Source organism: Actinomycetota bacterium, assembly GCA_018830725.1.
In the GTDB taxonomy this organism is placed as follows: Bacteria; Actinomycetota; Humimicrobiia; order JAHJRV01; family JAHJRV01; genus JAHJRV01.
On record JAHJRV010000094.1, the window covers coordinates 26319 to 47987 of the forward strand.

General features: G+C 29.8%; 20 protein-coding genes and 1 tRNA gene. 3 read left to right on the forward strand and 18 right to left on the reverse strand.

Annotated elements, in window-relative coordinates; translation table 11 throughout:
* Positions 1-18: 18 nt before the first annotated feature.
* From KKC53_04360 to KKC53_04385, 6 genes are all read right to left on the reverse strand, one after another.
* On the reverse strand, positions 19-903 hold the full coding sequence (locus KKC53_04360; GenBank protein MBU2598395.1) for an ATP-binding cassette domain-containing protein: 885 nt from the start codon (positions 901-903) through the stop codon (positions 19-21).
* Positions 885-1712: an energy-coupling factor transporter ATPase gene (locus tag KKC53_04365; GenBank protein ID MBU2598396.1), complete on the reverse strand. Its 828-nt coding sequence runs from the start codon at positions 1710-1712 to the stop codon at positions 885-887. Before KKC53_04365 ends, KKC53_04360 begins: the two co-directional genes overlap by 19 nt.
* Before the next feature lie 70 nt (positions 1713-1782).
* Positions 1783-2328 carry an ECF transporter S component gene (locus tag KKC53_04370; protein MBU2598397.1) on the reverse strand — a complete coding sequence of 182 codons (546 nt, stop codon included), beginning with the start codon at positions 2326-2328 and terminating at the stop codon, positions 1783-1785.
* Positions 2329-2619: 291 nt separating this feature from the next.
* Positions 2620-2907: a hypothetical protein gene (locus tag KKC53_04375; protein MBU2598398.1), complete on the reverse strand. Its 288-nt coding sequence runs from the start codon at positions 2905-2907 to the stop codon at positions 2620-2622.
* Between the two features lie 120 nt (positions 2908-3027).
* Positions 3028-4143, reverse strand: a complete 1116-nt coding sequence (gene ald / locus KKC53_04380; GenBank protein MBU2598399.1) for an alanine dehydrogenase — start codon at positions 4141-4143, stop codon at positions 3028-3030.
* A gap of 255 nt (positions 4144-4398) precedes the next feature.
* Positions 4399-4614, reverse strand: a complete 216-nt coding sequence (locus tag KKC53_04385) for a dodecin family protein (protein ID MBU2598400.1) — start codon at positions 4612-4614, stop codon at positions 4399-4401.
* Positions 4615-5231: 617 nt separating this feature from the next.
* Here KKC53_04385 and KKC53_04390 point away from each other — a divergent pair.
* The 3 genes from KKC53_04390 (at position 5232) to KKC53_04400 (ending at position 8268) form a co-directional block, all read left to right on the forward strand.
* Positions 5232-6926, forward strand: a complete 1695-nt coding sequence (locus KKC53_04390) for an APC family permease (protein ID MBU2598401.1) — start codon at positions 5232-5234, stop codon at positions 6924-6926.
* Positions 6927-7253: 327 nt separating this feature from the next.
* A complete protein-coding gene (locus tag KKC53_04395) occupies positions 7254-7748 on the forward strand; it encodes a hypothetical protein (protein ID MBU2598402.1) in 495 nt (164 codons plus the stop codon).
* Positions 7749-7836: 88 nt separating this feature from the next.
* Entirely contained in the window at positions 7837-8268 is a 432-nt protein-coding gene (locus KKC53_04400) for a hypothetical protein (GenBank protein MBU2598403.1), read from the forward strand.
* Position 8269: 1 nt separating this feature from the next.
* On the opposite strand, the gene KKC53_04405 is transcribed toward KKC53_04400, so the two are convergent.
* From KKC53_04405 to KKC53_04460, 12 genes are all read right to left on the reverse strand, one after another.
* Complete coding sequence (locus KKC53_04405; GenBank protein MBU2598404.1) at positions 8270-9217, reverse strand: metallophosphoesterase; 948 nt, start codon at positions 9215-9217, stop codon at positions 8270-8272.
* Positions 9218-9219: 2 nt separating this feature from the next.
* Positions 9220-9990: a hypothetical protein gene (locus KKC53_04410; protein ID MBU2598405.1), complete on the reverse strand. Its 771-nt coding sequence runs from the start codon at positions 9988-9990 to the stop codon at positions 9220-9222.
* A 197-nt stretch (positions 9991-10187) separates the two neighbouring features.
* Positions 10188-10829 (reverse strand): class II aldolase/adducin family protein, encoded by a 642-nt coding sequence (locus KKC53_04415; GenBank protein ID MBU2598406.1) that lies wholly within the window; start codon positions 10827-10829, stop codon positions 10188-10190.
* A 117-nt stretch (positions 10830-10946) separates the two neighbouring features.
* Positions 10947-11034 (reverse strand) — tRNA-Leu (locus tag KKC53_04420).
* A 35-nt stretch (positions 11035-11069) separates the two neighbouring features.
* The gene (locus tag KKC53_04425; GenBank protein MBU2598407.1) at positions 11070-12713 is read right to left on the reverse strand and encodes a peptide ABC transporter substrate-binding protein; all 1644 of its coding nucleotides are present in this window, start codon (positions 12711-12713) and stop codon (positions 11070-11072) included.
* 146 nt (positions 12714-12859) lie between these two features.
* Positions 12860-14692, reverse strand: coding sequence for a peptide ABC transporter substrate-binding protein (locus KKC53_04430; GenBank protein ID MBU2598408.1), 1833 nt, complete (start codon positions 14690-14692; stop codon positions 12860-12862).
* Positions 14693-14844: 152 nt separating this feature from the next.
* On the reverse strand, positions 14845-15078 hold the full coding sequence (gene secG, locus KKC53_04435; GenBank protein ID MBU2598409.1) for a preprotein translocase subunit SecG: 234 nt from the start codon (positions 15076-15078) through the stop codon (positions 14845-14847).
* A gap of 647 nt (positions 15079-15725) precedes the next feature.
* Positions 15726-17471 carry a hypothetical protein gene (locus tag KKC53_04440; protein ID MBU2598410.1) on the reverse strand — a complete coding sequence of 582 codons (1746 nt, stop codon included), beginning with the start codon at positions 17469-17471 and terminating at the stop codon, positions 15726-15728.
* Between the two features lie 130 nt (positions 17472-17601).
* The gene (locus tag KKC53_04445; protein MBU2598411.1) at positions 17602-18573 is read right to left on the reverse strand and encodes a dipeptide ABC transporter ATP-binding protein; all 972 of its coding nucleotides are present in this window, start codon (positions 18571-18573) and stop codon (positions 17602-17604) included.
* 16 nt (positions 18574-18589) lie between these two features.
* On the reverse strand, positions 18590-19567 hold the full coding sequence (locus KKC53_04450) for an ABC transporter ATP-binding protein (GenBank protein MBU2598412.1): 978 nt from the start codon (positions 19565-19567) through the stop codon (positions 18590-18592).
* A gap of 14 nt (positions 19568-19581) precedes the next feature.
* Positions 19582-20454, reverse strand: a complete 873-nt coding sequence (locus KKC53_04455) for an ABC transporter permease (protein MBU2598413.1) — start codon at positions 20452-20454, stop codon at positions 19582-19584.
* A 99-nt stretch (positions 20455-20553) separates the two neighbouring features.
* A complete protein-coding gene (locus KKC53_04460; GenBank protein MBU2598414.1) occupies positions 20554-21507 on the reverse strand; it encodes an ABC transporter permease in 954 nt (317 codons plus the stop codon).
* Positions 21508-21669 lie beyond the last annotated feature (162 nt).

Sequence of the window (21669 nt, forward strand, 5' to 3'; positions counted from 1 at the left end):
AATTATTTATTTTGATTATTAATCAATTTCTTTCTCGCTATTTTTATTTTTAAATATCTCAAATAGTGATTCTTCAAGCTGATTAATATTAATTATCTTTTCATCTACATTGATTCCTGATTTAATTAATTCATCCACTACCTCAACTACTGAAGGTAGGGTTAAACCGTAACTTAATAACTTCTCTCTTTTTATAAAAATATTTTCTGGTATATCAATCATTTCAATTTTCCCATCAACAAGAACCATTACTCTATCTGCAAGTTCTACAACATCATTCATATTACTGGAAACAAAAATTGTAGTTAATCCTAATCTGTCATGTAAAAATTTAATGGAATTTAGAAAATCCACTCTCCCTTTAGGATCCAAACCAGCTGTAGGGTCATCTAATATTAAAATTTCTGGATCAAGAGCTAAAATTCCAGCAATTGCTACTTTCTTCTTCTCTCCCCCACTTAAACTGAAAATATATCTATAAAAAAATTCATTCGGGTCTAAGCCAACAGTTGCTAATGCTTTTTTAATAGTTATCTCTATCACTTTCTCAGGAAAATTCATATTTTTTAAGCCAAATGCGATGTCATCTGAAACAGTCTCTTTAAAAAGTTGGCTATCAGGATGTTGAAATAACATGGCTACTTTCCTTCTCAATTCTTTTAAATTCAATCTACTATCTTTTGTGTCCCGTTCATCTACTATCACTCTACCTTTTTTGGGAATAAATATTGCATTAAAATACTGAAGTAATGTAGATTTTCCCGATTGTGTTGGGCCAACAATGGCTAACTTTTCACCATGATATACCTCAAAGCTTAAACCATGGAGAACTTCTTTTTCAAAAGGAGTTCCTTGCATATATGAATGAAATAGATTCTCAACCTTTATAATTGCTTTAGACAATTTACAAGCTCCTGAGTAGTTATTATTTGTGATGGAATAGAAATCCCTCTTTTATTTAATCTGGAAGAGATATCAGGGATTATAGGAACATCTAAAGAAAGGCTTCTTAATATTTTTAATTTAGAAAAAATCTTTTTTGGTGAATCATCCAATACTATTTTTCCTTCAGACATAACAATTGCTCTATCAGATTTCAATACTTCTTCCATCAAATGGGTTATGTATATTATTGTGACTTCTCTTTTTTTTCTAAGATTTAGTATCACCTCGAAAACTTCCTTTTTTCCTAATGGATCAAGCATTGAAGTGGGCTCATCAAAAATAATATACTTAGTTCCCATTGCCAATACTCCTGCAATTGTAACTTTTTGCTTTAGACCTATAGAAAGCATATGAGGAGGATAATCTTGATACTTGCTTAAACCCATAAGTTCAATAGCCTCATCTACTCTTTTTTCTATCTCCACTCTATCAATACCTAAATTTTCTGGTCCAAAAGATATATCACTTCTAACTGTTGAGCAGATTATTTGATTTTCTGGATTCTGAAAAACCATTCCCACCCTTTTTCTAATATCCCATAAATTTTCCTTATTTCGAGTATCGATCCCATCAATTAATACTGAACCCTTTGTGGGTATTAAAATAGTATTTAGATGTTTAGCCAAAGTTGTTTTTCCAGAACCATTTTGTCCTATTATGCTAACAAGCTCACCTTCCTTTATGGAAAGTGATACTGCTGTTAATGCTTTTTTAGGATTCTCAGATTCCTTATGATAGGTAAAATGAAGATTGTTGATTTTTATCATATTATTAAAAAATAGATAACATAAAAAATATTATTATATTTCCCTCTCATTGGAATGATAATATTATTTATTATTCAGAAGTTTTTGCTTTAACTCCTCGTGAACCTCTATAGACATCAATTGCATTTCCTATAATAAGTGTTATAATAGCTGCAACAATCGCTTCTATTATAGCTTGTGGTAATACTAAAATTAGAAAAACCCAGAAATTACCTTTTCCAGTTAAATGAATCATGCCAAGTACAAAAAAGGTATTGGTAAGTGAACCCATTATACCTGCTAACACTAATGCCAAACTTTTATTTATTTTCTTTGTAGTTGAATAAATTAAATATGCCACTAATCCAATAAATAATCTTGGTAAAATAGCTACGAATAGATCACTAAAATAAGGATTTGGAGAAATTGTTGTCGCCATATAAAAACTAGCAAACCCAAAGATTCCGCCAACCAATATTCCGACAATTGGACCTTCAAGTACACCACCTAATATAGCGGGTATGTGCATAATTGTAGCGTGACCAGAAATATTTGGTACAGGAATGAAGCCAATGGGTAATGAACCAAATATGGGCCATCCAAGTAATATTGCTATTGCTCCTAAAATTCCTGCCATTACAATCTTTCTTACTGTTAACTTCAAAAAAATCACCCTTTCTATTAAATATTTCTGAAAATGATAATATTTTATATTAAACGAATCTAAAATGTAAAAACAACTTTATATTATCTTAATAATTACTTAAAATTTATACAAACCAACTAATAAAATTTTTTAATGAAAAAATAAAAGAGCGGAAGATCCGCTCATTCTAAAAGTATATTTAAAAGTATTTCCTTCTAATTTAAATGTATAATTGATCGATTTTAATAAATAGTTAATTAACTTTTTCTGAAGTAAAAAATATTATTTTTCTTCTCTATCTTCGTAAAAAGAGATTATTTTCTCAATTCTTCTCTTTTCTTCATCAGTAAATATTGAATCAAAATCAAAGTCTTTCATTTTATCTTTATCTTGTAATACTTTCTTGATATGAACTATCATAACCCCACTTGGATTCCATTTGCTTTCAGATATTAAATTATACTTATCTAAATCAAATTTCAATGTTTCATCAATTTTAAACAATTGTTCAATTAATTTCCTAAAGAGTTCTGTATTAAATTCTGGTTTGTTTTCGTTTTCTCTTTTCATATTAATTCACTAATATATTATTATCAATAATAGTTTATCACAATATAATTCTTTTTAGAAATAAACTTTTTAACAATACATATTATTTTATTGTACATTAGATTATTTAAAATCCCAGATTTATTCTAAAACTTCATCTATTGGTGTATAGGCAAGTCCATGCGCATCAGCTACTGGTTTGTATGTAATCTTTCCTTTACAAACATTTAATCCTTTTTTCAATACATGATCTTCTTTTAATGCTTTCTGCCATCCTTTGTTTGCAATCTGTAGTGCATATGATAAAGTTTCATTTGTTAATGCAAATGTTGAAGTTCTTGAGAAAGCACCTGGCATATTTGTAACACAATAATGAACAACTCCCTCCTCAACATAGATTGGATCAGAATGTGAGGTTGGTCTTGCAGTTTCGACACTTCCACCCTGGTCGATATCCACACATACTATAACAGAGCCTGGTTTCATAGATTTTACCATTTCCCTTGTTACCAGTTTTGGAGCTTCTGCACCAATAATATAAACACCTGTAATCAAAATATCAGCTCCTTTTACAGCTTCTGCAATATTAAAAGAATTTGATTTTAGCGTTGAAACGTTTTCTGGCATTGTATCTTCTAAATAACGTAATTTTCTTGCACTTCTGGTTAAAATAGTAACTTTTGCACCTAAACCAGCAGCAACTTTTGCTGCATTACAACCTACTGTACCACCACCTAATATAACTATATGTGCAGGTTCAACTCCAGGTACACCAGTAGTTAGAATTCCTCTTCCACCTTGTGCTCTACTTAAATAAAAAGCTCCTATAAATGGTGCCATTCTTCCTGATACCTCACTCATAGGTGTTAAGAGTGGAGTTTCTCCATCATCAGTTTCTACGGTTTCATAAGCAATACAAATGGCTTTTCTATCAATCATAGCTTTAGTAAGTTCTTCACCTGAAGCAAAATGAAAATATGTAAAAACTATTTGGTTTTCTTTAATCAATTCAAACTCCTGAGGAAGAGGTTCTTTTATCTTCATTATCATATCCGCTTTGTCAAAAACCTCATTAGCAGTATCTAATATTTCAGCTCCTACTTCTTTATATTCATCATCACTAATACCGCTTCCCACACCAGCATTCTTTTGAATAATTACTTTGTGCCCTGTTTTAATTAACTCAGTCGCACCAGCTGGTGTCAACGCTACTCTATATTCATTATCTTTAATTTCTTTAGGAACACCTATGATCATTATTTAACCTGCCTTTCTAATTAATTATTATAATTTTAATAATTATAAATCTAAAAAATTTCACCTCCCATCTTGAATTGTTTATTGAACTAATTCATAATTTTCAAAAATCTAATTTAAAATAAATTTCAGTTAATCAATTACTTATATCATATAAATAAAATATCTAACTTTAAAAATTTAATTTTAAAAAGCTGAATGTTAAAAGAAACAGTTAGTTCTTTTTGGAGTTTTTTCAAAAACTTTTTGTAACTATTATTCGGTAACTTCCCGCTTAACATCAAAAGATATTTGAACTTTTACTCTATATTCAATAATTTTTCCCTCTTCAACCTTTGCCCAGGAATTTATCACATCTACTCTGTCAATACCCCTGATTGTATGTGATGCATCTGTAATTGCATTTCTCGCAGCGTCACTCCAACTTCTAAAAGAGGAGCCTTCAAGTGTAATAAATTTTTTTACTGCCATTTTCATACCTCCTTGCATATTAAAATGATTAAGTTATTTAAAGATATTTTTACATAATTATTAATTTTATTTAAATATAATTATTATTAAATATTTAAAAAAAAGCAATTTTTATTAATTAAAAATAATAAAATAATTTAGTTTAATATTGACCTTAAAATAAAAATCTTATAAAATTCCAAATAAGCTTATATATAACAGAAAAATATTTTAAAAATAAAAACAAAAAACAGATAAAATAATTATTAAAAATTTACTTGTATTACAGAAATATTTTTTTATTATTCTTTATTATTTGTGTATAATATTAATTAAACTAAGATAAAATTCATGTTGAACTATAATTTAAATTGTTCTTTATTAATTTAAAAACAAAAATCTCGTATTAAGCAACAAATTCAAATACATATTCGTCAAAAACTAAAATATGAACTCAAATATTGAGCAGGAATCTACTAAAGTAAGATTATCAAAATCAATATAATACTCAATAATAAAATAATTAATAATCTACTAAAGAAAGGAGGATCTATAGAGAATTAACTCTTTATTTGAAAGAGTAATCTTTCAAATCACCTCTTGTATAAATATTTTATTAATGTTAGGAGGTTATTTTTATGCAAGAAGAAAAAAAGTTATTTACTAGAAAAGCTACAGGATTGGTACGAGAAATAGGAGTTGGAACTGCAGTTATTATAGCTATTGCTAATGTTGTTGGACTTGGATGGCAGAAAAGAGTATTTCAAGCAACAGGTTGGACTCCAGTCGGTGAGAGTAAATTTCTTTTTGGAATTCATCCAGTTGTAATGGCTTTTGCTCTTGCTGGATTAATTATTTTGGTATCATTGTACTGTTTTTCAATGTTATCAGCTGCTATGCCAAGATCAGGTGGTGGATACATATTCATTTCCAGAATTCTAAATCCTGCTTTAGGATTTGTAGCCACATGGCTTCAGTTCTTTGCTGTTGCTGTTTCTTATGGATTAATAGCTGTTGCAGTAATGGAAGCAGTCTGGATCTTTGGTGGACTCGCTGGTATTTCACTTCCAGGTTGGCTTACTAGCCCTGTTGGTTTGTTTCTATCAGGTGTAGTAATACTTATAATCTTTAGTGGTATTGCATTCTATGGAATAAAGATGACAGGAAAATTGCTTCAATGGTTATTCTGGATCCCAGCAGCAGTACTGGTAATTGTGTATATACTATTTATTGTAGCAAATCCTCAAACTATGGAGGCAGGTGTTCAAAATCTATTTGGTTCAAGTGCAGCTGAGTATACACAAGCAGCTATTGACCAGGGAATGGCAGATGTAGCAGCAGGAAATACTTATTGGAAAGCGGTTGGAAGTGCAATGTTAGCGGCTTATTGGGCTTATATTGGTTATGCCGCTGCCTCATTTATAGCTGGTGAAGTAAAGGAAGCACACAAAGCTCTACCAAGAGCTATGTTCACATCTGGATTAGTAATCATTGGTATATACATGACCATTTCAACTCTTATGGCAAGAGCTGCAATGATGGCTGGAAAGGTTGGAGATTTCTCATTGATGTCAGCTATTGGATTTCTTAATTTTGGAGGAGGAGATTTTGCAGCTGCTGGATTAGAAAAAATTGGCGGATGGATGCCAGTTGTTGCTGCAATTTCAGCTTCTGGATTTGGACTTCCAAGAGCATTCATGTTCCTATTGGTATTATTTGCTGCTTTATGGGTTGCTAATGATATTCCACCATTTATCTTGACTTCTTCAAGAATGATATTTGCTATGGCTTTTGATAGAGTTCTACCTGATAAATTAGCAAAAGTTAATGAGAAATGGCATTCACCAGTAAACGCTATAATCTTTGTTTCACTTGTTTCTTTGTTTGGTTGTGCTGCTGAGGCTGACTTTTTTGGAGAAAAGGGGTTGTATTTAGGCAAATTCATTCACAGTATTATAAATCCAGGTGGAGCTATTGCAGCAACTGACTTATGGGATACAATATTCTTCTTAGTTGTGTGCATTGCAGCATTCATGTTCCCCATAAGAAAGCCCGATATATTTGAGAGGTCACCATTCAGAGCAAGTAAAACAGTTACACAAATAATTGCAGGACTGGCAATAATAGGAAATCTTATTGCGTTCTGGATATTCGCTACTGATCCTCATGGATGGAACCTTTTTGGAATTAAGAATCTGGCTTCTGCAATGCCATTCTTATTCTCTATTTTCCTAATTCTTTTGGGCTTGGGAATTTATCTTTACTACAGTAATAAAGCCAAGGCAACAGGTGTTGATCTAACCACAATATTTACAGAAATTCCTCCAGACTAAAATTTCTGGATTTTGTTAATGTAGTATTGCCATAGATTGATATATCAGCTCCTGCTCTAAGTAGGAGCTGATTATCATTTAACTCCATAGCCAAGAAGTCCCTTTGCGATAACTGGGGGATGAAAGGCATTATTAATAGAAGATAGATACTCACAGGAAGCCCTCTGCGTTAGCTGAGGGTAGTTTACATATTATAATAAATAGATAAATAGGAATAAAATAACATATTTAATATATAAAGTAAGGTCGTGTTAAACAGTTTTCTCTCGTTATACTCAGGACAAGATCTAAATGAAGCGAAGGAACTACAAAAAAAATGGAAAATATATGAAAAGAGTAATTGATTTGAGAGACTTTATAGATAAAATAGAAAATCAATTGATTAAAGGAAGGGGGAAGTGGATTGCTGAGTTCAATGAATCATTTATAAACTATCCACTTGATAATTTTGTTTTTCCATTAGTTGTTAGAGGGCAAACAAGAAGTAAAGGATTTTTACTCTCGAGATTATTTGCTTACTTGGCCATGCCAAACTATTTGGTGTCATGTTTTGTATATCCTTCAGAAATAAATTCATATATTAAAAAAGAGAAACTAGAAATATTACTTAGAGAAATATCCAAAATGATGAAGAAGAACAATGTAAAATGGTCCTGGCTTATCATCCCAAAAGAGGGTGAATTTAATCAAAGAATAATAAAGTGGGTTGAAAAAAATGACCTTTCTAATATTGGTATTGCTTTAGTAGACTTAAATACTAAAAATATTTTAACTAATAATTCAGTTATAGGAAGAAAAATTAAAACTATTTTAAAATTTTAGCGATTATTTATAATATATCCTTTTAAACATATTGTACAAAAAAAATTAAAAACTTCTTATAAAGAAATAAAACTATTTCGAAATTCTAATGAAGAAAATATCAAAAATAAATTTTGGAGATTTAGGAAAATCATTCTCTATCTTTTTTATTCTTATAGTGACATTACGAATTATTACAAATTTCTTATTCACAAAGATTATAATTGTAGAGTGGTGGATTTTAACAATAGAGCTAATTTTAGCTGCTATTGTGTCCTATTTGTATTATAGACTTAAATATCATCCCACCTTTAGTTATGACAAAGAAAGTTTTATTTTAGAAATTGGTAAGGAAAAAATATCCTCAAAATGGAAAGATTTTAAATTTATCTCTTTGTATTATAGTGGTTTAGGAAAAACTTCTTTAAGATTATATATAAATGATATCTATAAAGATGATTATATTGAAATCTCAGTCTCTGATTTAAGACTTAATCCAAAAGATTTTAGAAGTGAAGTTTCAAAATTAATTTCAAACTAAATTAACCTTCTACTCTCTGAAGTCTAAGTATTTTACCACCTTCAATTTCTACTAGATAACCTTTAAATATACCCTCTCCATATTCACTCCCTGGATTGAAACATACAGTTTTACCAATTTTTATATATCCTGGGCTTTCATGAATGTGTCCATGAAGTCCTACTAATGGTTGGTATTTTTTAATAATTTTTCTAACAGTATGACTTCCTACTGGTATCTCGCGAGGTTTACCACCTACAATTATTATATTTAAATCTTTATCTACCATTGGTGCATAATCAAGATAAGAATCATATGGTGGGCAGTGGATGCAAAATACAGCAGTCTTTATATTCTTAACTTTAGCTACTACTTTCTCCAATTTCTCCTCCATCTCTTCCTCTGAGCATTCTCTTGGAGAATCAAATGGGGTGGGATTTGTCCAGCCAAAACATAGAACCTCATGTTCCCCATCTAAATCAACAACTTCTTCCTCACCAAATGTTATTCTTGGATCTTTCTTGATTACTTCATCAATAGCAAACTTATCATCATTTCCAGGACTTATAATAACTTTGCACTTATCAGGTACTCTATCTGATACTAATGTAAGCCAGTGTTCAACAATATCACATTCTAATTTCTCAAATAGATTTTCCCTGTATTCTTCATCGTTCCCTATCCTGATACTTTCTTCACTTGTAGTTCTATATGGAAGATAAGAAGTCATTCTTACTTTTTTTTCGTATTCAGGTAATTCCTCTTCTGATAAAACATACTCTCTTCCTAAAAGATGTGAGGTATATTTCCCATGATCCCTTTTCATTATTGGTACCATTATTTTACCAGTCATATCTCCACTAAGTATTAAAGCATCCAGGTCATAAATCTTTGCTGTATTCAGAAACTTTCTCCAAACAGTTTCTGAACCATGTAAGTCTGTTGCAAACATAAATTTAGTTCTTGCCATTTTTAACCCCTCCCTACTTCCTCAACTTCTTTATACCATTTTTTCTTTGTACCAACCTTAGACCTTATTTTCCATTTCAAGCTTTTAGGTTCATCTTCTATTCTTTCAAGTATTTTATCAATTCTATCTGTAACTATTTTGCTATTTTCATCCGTCAAAGATTCGAATTCACCCAGAAAATTTTTAACTTTTTTAAGGTTAGTTGTCACTGTATAATAATATCCCCAATCTTTTGCCAGAAGCTTAGATATATAGTTCATGTTTATTGTTTCTTCTTCCTTATCCCCAACATCGTGCTCAAGTAACATTATACTAGTATCTTTGATATCCTTTGGATTTATCTCTACTATCTGCATCTTTTCTAATAATATATCAGTTAAAGTGATAGTAGGGTCATCTAATTCCAATCTGTTTCTAAAATCAACCTTGTGACACATATCTAACTCATCAAAAAAGATATCTACTTGCCATTTTTTCTCATCACTCCAGTAGATTTGTCTTTTTTTACCATACAATGCAAAAAATATCGGGCTTATTGGTTCATAACCTAAATCCTTAAAAAATTTTTTCATTCCTTCTCTAAATTTTCCATATGTCATTAAGTCTATATCTGTAAGTGGTCTCTTCATTTCATCATATAGATACCTATATTTTGGACTATGATTTTTTACTGCAATTGAACCCAATAATCTAAAAATTATCCCTTTTTCTTTGCCTTTTTCAATTATTTTAAATGCTTCTTCAACAAAAGCTTTATCTCTTTCAGGATCCATAACTCCTCCTATTTTAATTAATTATCGATAAAATAAATTATATATAATTTATTTTATTTTATTAATTAATTTATTAATTATATCAGTAAAATTTAAAGAATCAATATATTGTATTATCTTTTGTCACAATTACAAAATGTTAAAAATAATAAATTTAAATGAGATTGCACAGCCTGTTCCGAGCAAGCTCCTGGTTGTCATTCAGAAGAGCTTTCCTTTAATATCTTTTCTAAAGCTCTTACTTGCTTATCTGATAGAATTTTAGGTTCACCTACCTGAAGAGCTTTATGATAAATTTTTGCTGATTCTTCTACTAATATCGCAATTAAAACTGCATTCGATAATGAAGAGCCTATTGTTAAAACTCCATGACTTTCTAAAAGAACTGCTGATCTATTAGAAAGTTTTTTAAGTGATTTTTTTGCCAATTCTTCTGAACCAGGAAGTGCAAAATCAACAACTGGAATATCTCCTCCTACTGAAAAGAATGTCTCAATATGTATAAGAGGAATACTCTTTTTAAGTACAGCAAAGCATGCAGCATATGGAGAATGCGTATGAGCAATTCCAAAGATATCCTCCCTATTTTTATAAATTTTTAAATGAATGGGAGTCTCATATGATGGTTTATTTTTACCCTCAATCTTATTTCCATTTATATCTAAAACTACAATATCCTGTAGATTTAAAAATTCCCTGAGTACTCCATGAGGAGTAACAAAAATATATCCTGTTTCTCTATCCCTTAAACTAAAATTACCAGTTGTTGGGACAACCAAACCTAATTTCTCAGCTTTTTGAGCCCAGAAAATAACCTCATTTTTATAATCTTCATACATATTTATTCTAAGTTATCCTTTCTATATTTAATAGAAAATTTATTTATTAAATAATTTTTCTATCGAATATTTAACAAAAATTTTTTTAATGTTTATTAAAAAGTTTCATTATAAAAGTGGTGTCGGAGGGGGGACTTGAACCCCCACGAGCTACTCACTCACAAGGTCCTCAACCTTGAGCGTCTACCAATTCCGCCACTCCGACACAAATTAATTATATCAAAATAATTTTGTATTGATTTATTTTTCAATCCAGACTGTGTAAAAATATGGACCTGTAAAAGGATTGGATTGATAACCTTTCACCCATGGTCTAATTAAAATATTTCTTGAGCCATAATATAATGGAATTATTGGGAACTCACCTGGATACTTATCTTCATCACTTTTATCACCAAAAGCAATTTTTGAAGCTTTTTTATATAATTCGACCTGTTTGTCCAAATCACTAAATATCACAGCATTTGTTACCAATTCATCAAATTCATCATTTTTCCACCCAGTATAATTGTTAGGTGATCTACTATGCAATTCTGTAAATAACCAATTACTTACATGAGGATAATCAGGTATCTTTTCCATTAGATACATATCAATAACTATAGTACTTCCATATATGTCATGGATTGTATCAAAATATGTTTCAGAATCCATTTCAATTAAATCAACTTCTAAATTTAAATTTTTAGATAACATACTCTTTATAGATTTAACTAATATCTCATTCTCCTCTGACTCCTCATAAACAAATTTTAAAGGTCTAATCCCTTTATTATTTGAGCTTTCATCAGCTGGTTGAAGAGCTTCAACAAGAATTTTTTTTGCTTTCTCAACATCAAAATCAATTCCTATTGTTTCATCATGTCCTAAAACTTGAGGTGGGATAAATTGATTTGCTACTGTCTGATTTTTCCAAAATATATTATTTTTCAATTCATTCTTATTTATAGCTAATGCTATTGCTTTTCTAATTAGTGGATTATTACCTGGTTCATGCTTAGTATTAAAACCTAAGTAATAAGTTGAAAGTCTTGGTTCAGTTAATAACTGACTTTTAATTAAAGGGGTAGAAATAATTTCCTCCAACTTATCGGATGGAATTCCAGATTGCCATCCCCAAGTTCCATCTATCTTCCCCTCCTCATAAACAGATAATTCTGTATATTTATCCTTGCTTAAAAATATATTGATAGTGTTAAGTTTTGGTGAACCTTCAAAATAATTAGGATTTGCTTTCAAAACAATCTTTTCATCAGGTTCCCAATTTTTTAAAATAAAAGGACCATTTGTTACTAAATTCTTAATATTTGTCCAATTTTCCTTATATTTTTCAACTACAGATTCAGGAACTGGCTTTGTTATCCAGGTAGAGGTTATATAAGTAAAATAATTAACAGGACCTCTCAATTTAACTTCTAATACATTATCACCTTTAGCCTCGATGCCAAGAGCAGCTGAATCTAATTCACCTTTACGAAATTCTTTAGCACCTTCTATATCAAAAAATAGGTAAGCATAGGGAGAGTTAATTTCTGTGGAAAGCGTTCTTTTCCATGAATAAACAAAATCATGTGCTGTAATATGATCACCATTAGTCCAATAAGCATCCTCTCTTATTGTAAATGTAATAATAGTTCCATCATCTGAAATTTCCCAATTTTCAGCAATACAGGGTGAAACAGACAAATCTGGCTCAAGCTTTGTAAGACCAACAAAAATTTGATTAATTATATTAATAGAAGCTCTGCTATTAGCTAAATTTGGATCAATTGTTATTGGTTCTTCATTAAAACATAAATTTAGAATTTGCTCAGACTCAAGCTTTAATTCTTCAGATATTTTTGTTGATTCCAAAGGAATTTCTGTAATTTTTTTTTCTTCCAAATAAATTTTTTTTCTTATTCTCTCTATTTGGTTGCATCCAATAGAAGAAAAACTATAAGTGATTAAAAGTATAGGCATAAATATTATAAAAAATCTTCTTAAATTATTCATAACTCTTTTGAATATTTTTATTTTAAAGCAATCAATCATTCCTCTATGATTTTTCTCTTTGTATCCAAATCAATATTCCATAGATAAAAATCTTGTTGGCCTACAGTCTTAATGGTACGATTTACCCAAGGTTTAGTTAAAGTTACTATCGTGTCAAAGTAAATTGGTACAATTGCAGTCTCAACATTATTTAGCTGATATTCTGCCTGTTTATAAAGTTCTTTTCTTTTCTTAGGATCTTGTTCTATACTAGCTTCCCTGGTTAATTTGTCAAATTCTAACTCTTTTACCTCAGTGCAAATTGGATCTGAACATCCTCTTCTTAACCTATTAGTTCCAGCTTCATTGTTAAATATTTCATGTACCCAGTTATTTTGATCAGGATAATCAGCAAACCAAAATAGTCTCCAAATATGTGGCATATCTTCTAAGGGAGTATCCTTCTGTAGAGTTTTAAGATATTCCATCAATTCCTGAGTTTCTATTTTAACATCAACATTTAATACTTCCTTCCACATAACTACTATCGCTTCAGCTATTTTTTTATGATGCTCACTTTCATTGTGCATTAGGATTACCTCAGGGAAACCTTCACCATCTAGATATCCAGCTTCAGCTAAATATGCTTTTGCTTTTTCTGGATCATATGTTATTCCCACATCTGGATCGCCAGCAACATTGCCAAAAATACCTGTAGGAGCAAAAGAGTTTGCTGGTATATGTTTACCGTCTAATACTGTATCTATAAGAGTTTGTCTGTCAATTGCTGCTGAAAATGCCTTTCTGATTAAATGATTATCAAATGGAGGTTTGTTATTAGTAAATCCATAGTAATAAGTATCAGGTACTGGGATAATAGTTAATTCCTCCTTTAGAACTTTATCTGATTTTATTTTATTTATTTCTGAAATAGGAACATTGCAGATGTCCAACTGATTATTCTTATACATGTCAAATGCTGAATATTCGTCCTCAACCATATATGCGATTATCTTTTCAATCTGTACTTTATCTGCATCAGGATAATATGGATTTTTTACTAATGTATAATGGTTACCATGAACCCATTCAGTCATTACATAAGGACCATTTGAATATATATAACATGGCTCAATCCATTTCTCTTTGCGATATTCAATAACTTCTTGAGGTAATGGTTTACAAATTGACATACTTACAATTCCTGGGAAGTAAGGAGCTTTATGCTCCAAAGTGAATTTCACAGTATAATCATCAACTGCTTCAACACCAATGGTTTCTAAAAGTTCAGGTATTATTTCCTCTTCAGTAGTATTAACTGCTTCTCCATTTTTTAATGCATACAAAACATAAGCATAATCTGAACCAGTTACTGGGTTTAGAGTTCTTCTTACTCCATATACAACATCATTAGCTGTAACTGGAATTGGATTTCCATATTCATCCAAAACTTGCTCTACCTGATTTGTTGAACAATTATATCTAACCCATGTAATATCATCCCTTATACTAAAGGTCCATGTAAAACCATCATTAGATAGCTCCCATTCAGTAGCTAATTCAGTAATTACATTACTATCCTCATCCAAACCTGTTAGACCCAGAAAAATACTCTCGACTAATTGTAATGAAGTGGTATCTGTTACAAATGCAGGATCTGCAGTTTCAGGCTCTTTACCCACATTAAGCATGAGAGTTACTGGTCCCTCTTCCAGTACAGGAGTTGTTTCTTCTACTTCCATTTCTTCTTCACTTGCTGTCATTTCCTCAATTTTAGTTTCTTCAACTAATGATTGTTTTAAGTAAGGACATCCTATAATTGAGATAGAGAGAAATATTATTAGAAAAATTATTGATGCGGTAAATATATTTTTTTTTAATAAATTCATAAATTTATTACTTTTTTTTACAATTAGAATATACTTCACAATTAAAATTGCTTAAATATTTCTTAAAATTTAAAACAACAATTCCTCTTATATTATCTAATTTTTATCTGAGTATAATATTGAATAATATTATTTTGAATAATAATATTTTTTTATCTTAATATTACATTCAATAGTATTGTGGTAATGGCGAATATTATTGATGTGGCAACTGTTATCCTATTTAAATTCTTTTCGACAATACTTGAGCTAGTAACTGGGCCTAAAATCTCACCAAATGTAGCTGACATTCCTCCACCCTTTCCAGCATGAAGAAGAATCAGAAGAATTAAAGCTAAACAAATTACAGAATGAATTATGATTATTACAGTTGACAAAGTAGTCATTTTTTAGTAACTCCTTATTGATTATAAATTATATATTCACATTGATTATAAATTATTATTTTGACTTTAAAATAATCTAATTAAGTATTATAATTCTAATTTTAAAAACAATCTCAACAAAAACATTTTACAATTGTAAACTATTTTTAAAAATTTTAAAATATAAAACATTAAAAAAATTATTCAATAAAATATTCTCTGTATTAGATTTTTTAATCTTTTTATATCATTCAGACACCGTCCTGGGTAAAATGAAGGAATGACATAAAGTAAATATCTTAAAATTGTAAAATTTTACAAAATTTTTTGATTAATTTGCATTAGTTCCAAATTTAACATTAGTAACTATTTTCTTTGTAATAAGACAAGCTTTAATGAATATGTCAGGCCCAATATATAGCAACTTTGTTATGGAGACTGTCCCAGGTGAAGAAAGGGGTATTGCAAGTGGATATGTTTCTTTTTTTACCTAATTTCTGCAATAGCATTTGTTTCATTCTTTAAAAGATCCGAAAAAGTGACCCTTCAATAAACAATGACAACCACAACCTCTTCAGAATTATAAAAAATATAATTACTATCATCATAAGTAAAACAAGGGAATGACAAAAAAGAAGAGAGTTTAGAATAGCAGAAAGAAGGTTTTTTTACATAAAGATTCTTAAAATTGCTGGAAAGGTTGAGAAGATTCCTTCAAAAACAAACCATAAAAATACTATTATAATAATTTCTGCTACAATTTGATTTTTAAAATCTAAAAATTTATAAAATAGAAAAGTAAAAATGGATGCAATTATGTATCCAATGATTGTATAAGAAGGTAAAAATTCTACATTAAGGAGATTTTTAATACCAGGAAAAAAGAATCTACTAAATGAAGCTATCATAGATACAATTAAAATAATTAACAGAATATGTAAGCTACTTTTAGCCATTTTAGAAACTAAGTAATTTACAATTATTAAAGATAAAATTAAAGTTAAAATAACTGCTCCAATGTTTAGAATGGAAATCATGGAAGATAGAATAAGAGAAAAAAGATATCCTCCCATTCCAAAAAAATACTCTTTTTTACTTCCAATTCCCAATTTATTAAATAAATTAGTTCTAACTACATCTTTATTATCTTTATAAACAACTTTACTGGTTTGATCGGGATTAAATCCTATCCAAAAGAATTGAGCGTAATCATCTTCGTAAGGAAAAACTTTTGGCAGATATGTGTCTTCACCCCTGTCATTTACTCTCATCTCATCTTTAACAATAGTACCATCTTTATTTATTAGTTTATAGTAAGTTTCAAGTCTATCTCTTCTGTTATCCATCCAGACTAAGTGTATTTTATCCTTGTTGGAAGAGATGTATGGATTGTAAGACCATTTCAATGTTCTTGTTATAAATTCACCTCTTGTAATATCTTTTCCGTCCAAATCAAATATATCCATAATTATGTCTTTGTGCCCACCTATTTCAAGACTTAAATCTTCTTCAGTTATAAGACCTGATCTAAAAATATAAATTCTATTTTCATTAACAAAATGAACTGCTTGAATATTAGTTGTGTACAATATTGTTCTGCCAACTTTTTTTTCAAAAATCTTTTCAAAGTCTTGAGTAAATACTCCTAAATATATAAATGGTCTCTTAGGGTCTTCTCTAATGTCTCGCCAAATTATATATAATCTATCATTAAAAAATTGCAACTTTGGTTGCTTTGCTTTTCCTTGAGGTATCTCTGATAGTTTGTAAGTATCTGAAATATTTCCATCTGAACTAACTTTTATACCAGATAGACCTGTTACACCCTCCTTTATATCTGAAAATACTAAATAGATATTATTTTGAGAGTCAAAACATACATTAATATCATCAATGTATTTTCCCTCATAAATTGTTTCTGGGCTTGAAATGTTTTTTCCATCCTTATTAATTGTAATGTTATTTAAATTATTTCTCCTATTTTCATTATTAATTGATGAGTAGAAAATGTTAATTTTTCCAGCATCATCAACAAGAATTTTATAATCTATATAAGAGCTTTTTTTAGAATCTAGAATTGTTTCAGGTATAAGAGTTTTAAGATTCTCATTGAATTTAGTAAATTTTAGACAAAGATTTTCATTAACTCTATCTATCCATACAATCTCGTAATTTTTTAATTTATCTTTATATACAGAATATGAAGTTGATTTAAAACTATCAATTATGGTTTTTGAAACAGAGAATCCCTCATCCACCTCAACTAAAAATTTTCCCGATAATTCAGGATTACCAAAGATTTTCTCATAAACTGGTGGTAGCAAAGAGCAGATTATAAGTAGAAATAAGAATAAAACTACTTTTAAGAAAATGGGAAAATACTTTATTAATATAGATTTATTATGTGTGTTCATTCATGTAATCTGAGCTATTTAAGATATGTATTTGTATTATTATTTCTATTTATAATTTTTAAAAGGAGAAAAATTATTTTGTTTTGTCTTGAAGTATATTTTTTTATGATGATTTATTAATTGGATTTATTTATAATTCTCCAGCAAAGTGACATGCTACAATGTGTCCCTCACTTATATCTCTTAATTCTGGAATATCTTTTGTACATATATCTTTGCGATACATACATCTTGGATGAAAATTACAACCTGGTGGAACATTAACTGGACTTGGGACATCACCTTTTAAAATTATCCTTTTAGTTTTCACTCTTGGATCTGGAACAGGAACAGCAGAAAGTAGTGCCTGAGTATAAGGATGAATAGGATTTTCATAAAGTTCATCCCTAAAGGTTATTTCTACAATTTTACCTAAATACATTACTGCTACTCTATCACTTACATGTTCTACTACACTTAAATCATGAGCGACAAAAAGATAAGTTAAATCAAATTCTTCTTGAAGTCTGTCTAATAAATTAAGAATTTGGGACTGAATTGAAACATCAAGAGCAGATACAGGTTCATCACAAACAATAAATTTCGAATTTACCGCTAAAGCCCTTGCAATTCCTATTCTTTGTCTCTGACCCCCACTAAATTCATGAGGATATCTTTTAATATGGTCAACTTCCAAACCAACTTTTTTCAATAAATCAACTACTCTATCTTGGATTTCAGACTTACTATATTTTTTCTGAATTGCAAGTCCTTCACCAATTATTCTCCCCACATTCATTCTCGGATTAAGAGAAGCAAATGGGTCTTGGAAAATAATTTGCATTTCCTTTCTCAATTTTAACAATCTTTCTGTAGTAGCAGTGAGTAAATCTTCTCCATTATACATAATTTTTCCTGAAGTAGGCTCAATTAATCTTATAATGCATCTTCCTGTGGTCGTTTTTCCACAGCCACTCTCCCCCACTAAACCAAGTGTTTCTCCTCTTTTTATATTAAATGTAATTCCATCTACTGCTTTTACCCATGCAGATATTCTACTAAAGACACCTGTTCTTACAGGAAAATATTTAACCAAATCTTCAACTTCAATTAAATTATCCATATAACTCCTTTAAATATTATTGTTTTACCCAACATCTTACAAAATGACCTGGTTTAATTTCCAGGAGTTCTGGCTCCTCTTTTTCACATTTATCAATCTTGTATTTACATCTTGGATGAAATTTACAACCTGGTGGAAAATTAATAGGGTCAGGAACACTTCCCTCAATGACATCTAACTTTTTCTTTCTCACATTTAACATTGGAATAGATTTAAGTAAACCTTCTGTATAAGGATGAATATGTTCTATAAATATCTCTTCAGATGTACCTGACTCTTGTATTTTACCAGCATACATCACTGCAACTCTATCTGAAACTTCAGCAATTACTCCTAAATCATGAGTAATAAATAAAACTGCCATTCCAATACTTTCTTGAAGACCTTTTATCAGTTCAAGAATCTGGGCTTGAATAGTTACATCCAACGCAGTTGTTGGTTCATCTGCTATTAAGAGTCCAGGTTTACATGAAAGAGCCATAGCTATCATTACTCTTTGTCTCATTCCCCCACTTAATTCATGAGGATATCCTTTAAGAATTTCTCTCGGTCTTGGAATGCCTACAAGTTTTATCATTTCTTCAGACTTATCTAAAGCTTCTTTTTCAGTCATATTTTGATGAAGTATTAAAACCTCTGAAAGCTGTTTTCCTATTGTAAAAACTGGATTAAGTGAAGTCATTGGTTCCTGAAATATCATGCTTATTTCATTTCCTCTTACTTTCCTCATTTTTTCTTGAGAAATTTTTAATAAATTCTCTCCTTTATATAAGACTTCCCCTTCTTCTATTTTTCCAGGTGGAGATTCAACTAATCTCATTATGGAGAAAGAGGTCACTGTTTTTCCACAGGCGGATTCACCTACAAGTCCCATTGTTTCACCTTTTCTAATATCAAAATCAACACCATCTACAGCTTTAACTACTCCATCATCGGTATGAAAATAAGTTTTTAATCCTTTTATTTTTATTATTTCATCATTTCCTATAATCATTAATTCTCCTTAATCTATCGAATTAATTTTGGGTCTAATGCATCTCTTAATCCATCACCAATAAAATTAATACACAAAACAGCAATTGAAATTAGAATTCCTGGTGGCAACCACAACCAAGGCATTCTACTTAATACTGTTAACGATTGAGCTGCATGCATCATCTGACCCCAACTTGTATCAGGAAAAACAACTCCTAAACCTAAAAAACTTAATGCTGCTTCAATTATAATAGCATCAGCTACTCCCATAGTTGCTGCTACTAAAACTGGAGCAAATGCATTTGGTAATAGATGAGTAAATATTATTCTAAAGTTATTTGCACCTAAACCTCTTGCAGCCAAAGTATATTCCATCTCTTTTAGCTTTAGAAATTCACCCCTTACAAGTCTTGCCACAGTACTCCAACCTGTTAATCCAATAATTAACATAACATTATATATACTTGGACCTAAAATTGCAGCCACAAGAATAACTAATACTAACCAAGGGAATGAGATAATAACATCTGTAAATCTCATAAGAATAGCATCTATCCAGCCACCAAAAAAACCTGAAATAGCACCTATTAATATTCCAATAGAAACATATAAACAAACAGCAACCAATCCTATAGATAATGAAATTCTTGCACCATAAATGAGTCTTGATAATACATCACAGCCTAATTCATCAGTTCCTAAGATATGTTCTTTAGAAGGTGGTAATTTTTTATTAGCATAATCAACTGTTGTTGCTGGATATGGTGCAATAAAGTTAGCGAAAATTGCAACAATTACAAGAATAGATATTAATATCAATCCTACTAAAGCTAATTTATTTTTCTTAAATCTTTTCCATATTATAGAACGAAGAGTTACAGGTTTTTTTGCAACAGTATAATCAATTTTCTCTTCAATTCCTTCTAATACATTATTATTTCCCAAATTTTCACACTCCTAATTATTAAATAAACTTATAATTTTTAAATAAATTTATTTTTAATATCATTTATATCTTATTCTTGGGTCAACTACAGCATATAATATATCCGCAATAAGATTTCCTAATAAAACCAGTATGGCAGTAACAAGAGTAGTTCCCATAAGTATTGGATAATCTCTTTGAAATACAGCTCCTACTGCTAATCTACCCATACCAGGCCAAGCAAAAATGGTTTCTGTTATAAAAGCTCCATTAAAAATGAAAGGTATGCTTAACCCAAAAATAGTTACAATAGGAATTAAAGCATTTCTTAATGCATGTTTGTAAATAACATCTCTTTCCGAGATACCTTTTGCCCTTGCTGTTCTTACATAATCTTCTCTTATTACCTCCAACATGCTTGACCTTACATATCTTACAACAGGTGCAATTTGATAGAATGTTAAAACAGATACGGGTAGTATGAGATGTCTAATTCTGTCCCAAATGCTAAAAGGTATTCCTAATGTTTTCATTCCAGATGTTGGTAAAATACCAAATCTCACAGCAAAAATGTAAATAACTACTAAACCAAGGAAAAATATTGGTAAAGACATCCCAAAGAAAATGATTACAGTACTGGAGTAATCTAAAAGTGAATACTGTTTTGTTGCTGATAAAATACCAAAGGGTATAGCAATTAAAAAACTTAAAAATAGAGTTGTTCCTGCTAAAAGAGCTGTTGGACCAATTCTCTCTAATATATGTTTTGTAACAGGTCTTTTTGTATATAAAGACCAACCTAAATCTCCTTTTAGTAATCTAGTTAACCATTTAAAATATTGTACATAAACAGGATCATCAAAACCATATAATCTTTCCAATCTTGCTCTTTCTTCAGGTTTAATATCTGGGTTAAAAAGCATAGCTTTAAGAGGATTACCGGGGCACATTTTAATCAAAAAGAAGGTTACAATTGTTATACCAATAACTATTGGTATAATCTGTATAAATCTTCGAATAATATACTGTCTCAAATGAAATCACTCTCCTAGAAAATAATTATATAAAAAAATAAGATTTTTCAAACTATAAATTCAATTCAAAAACAGTATAATTAAAAGAATAATTTTTTTCAATAAATTTAAAAATTATCTTTTTATTTAATATTTTCAAAAATGAAAAGAATTATATCATGA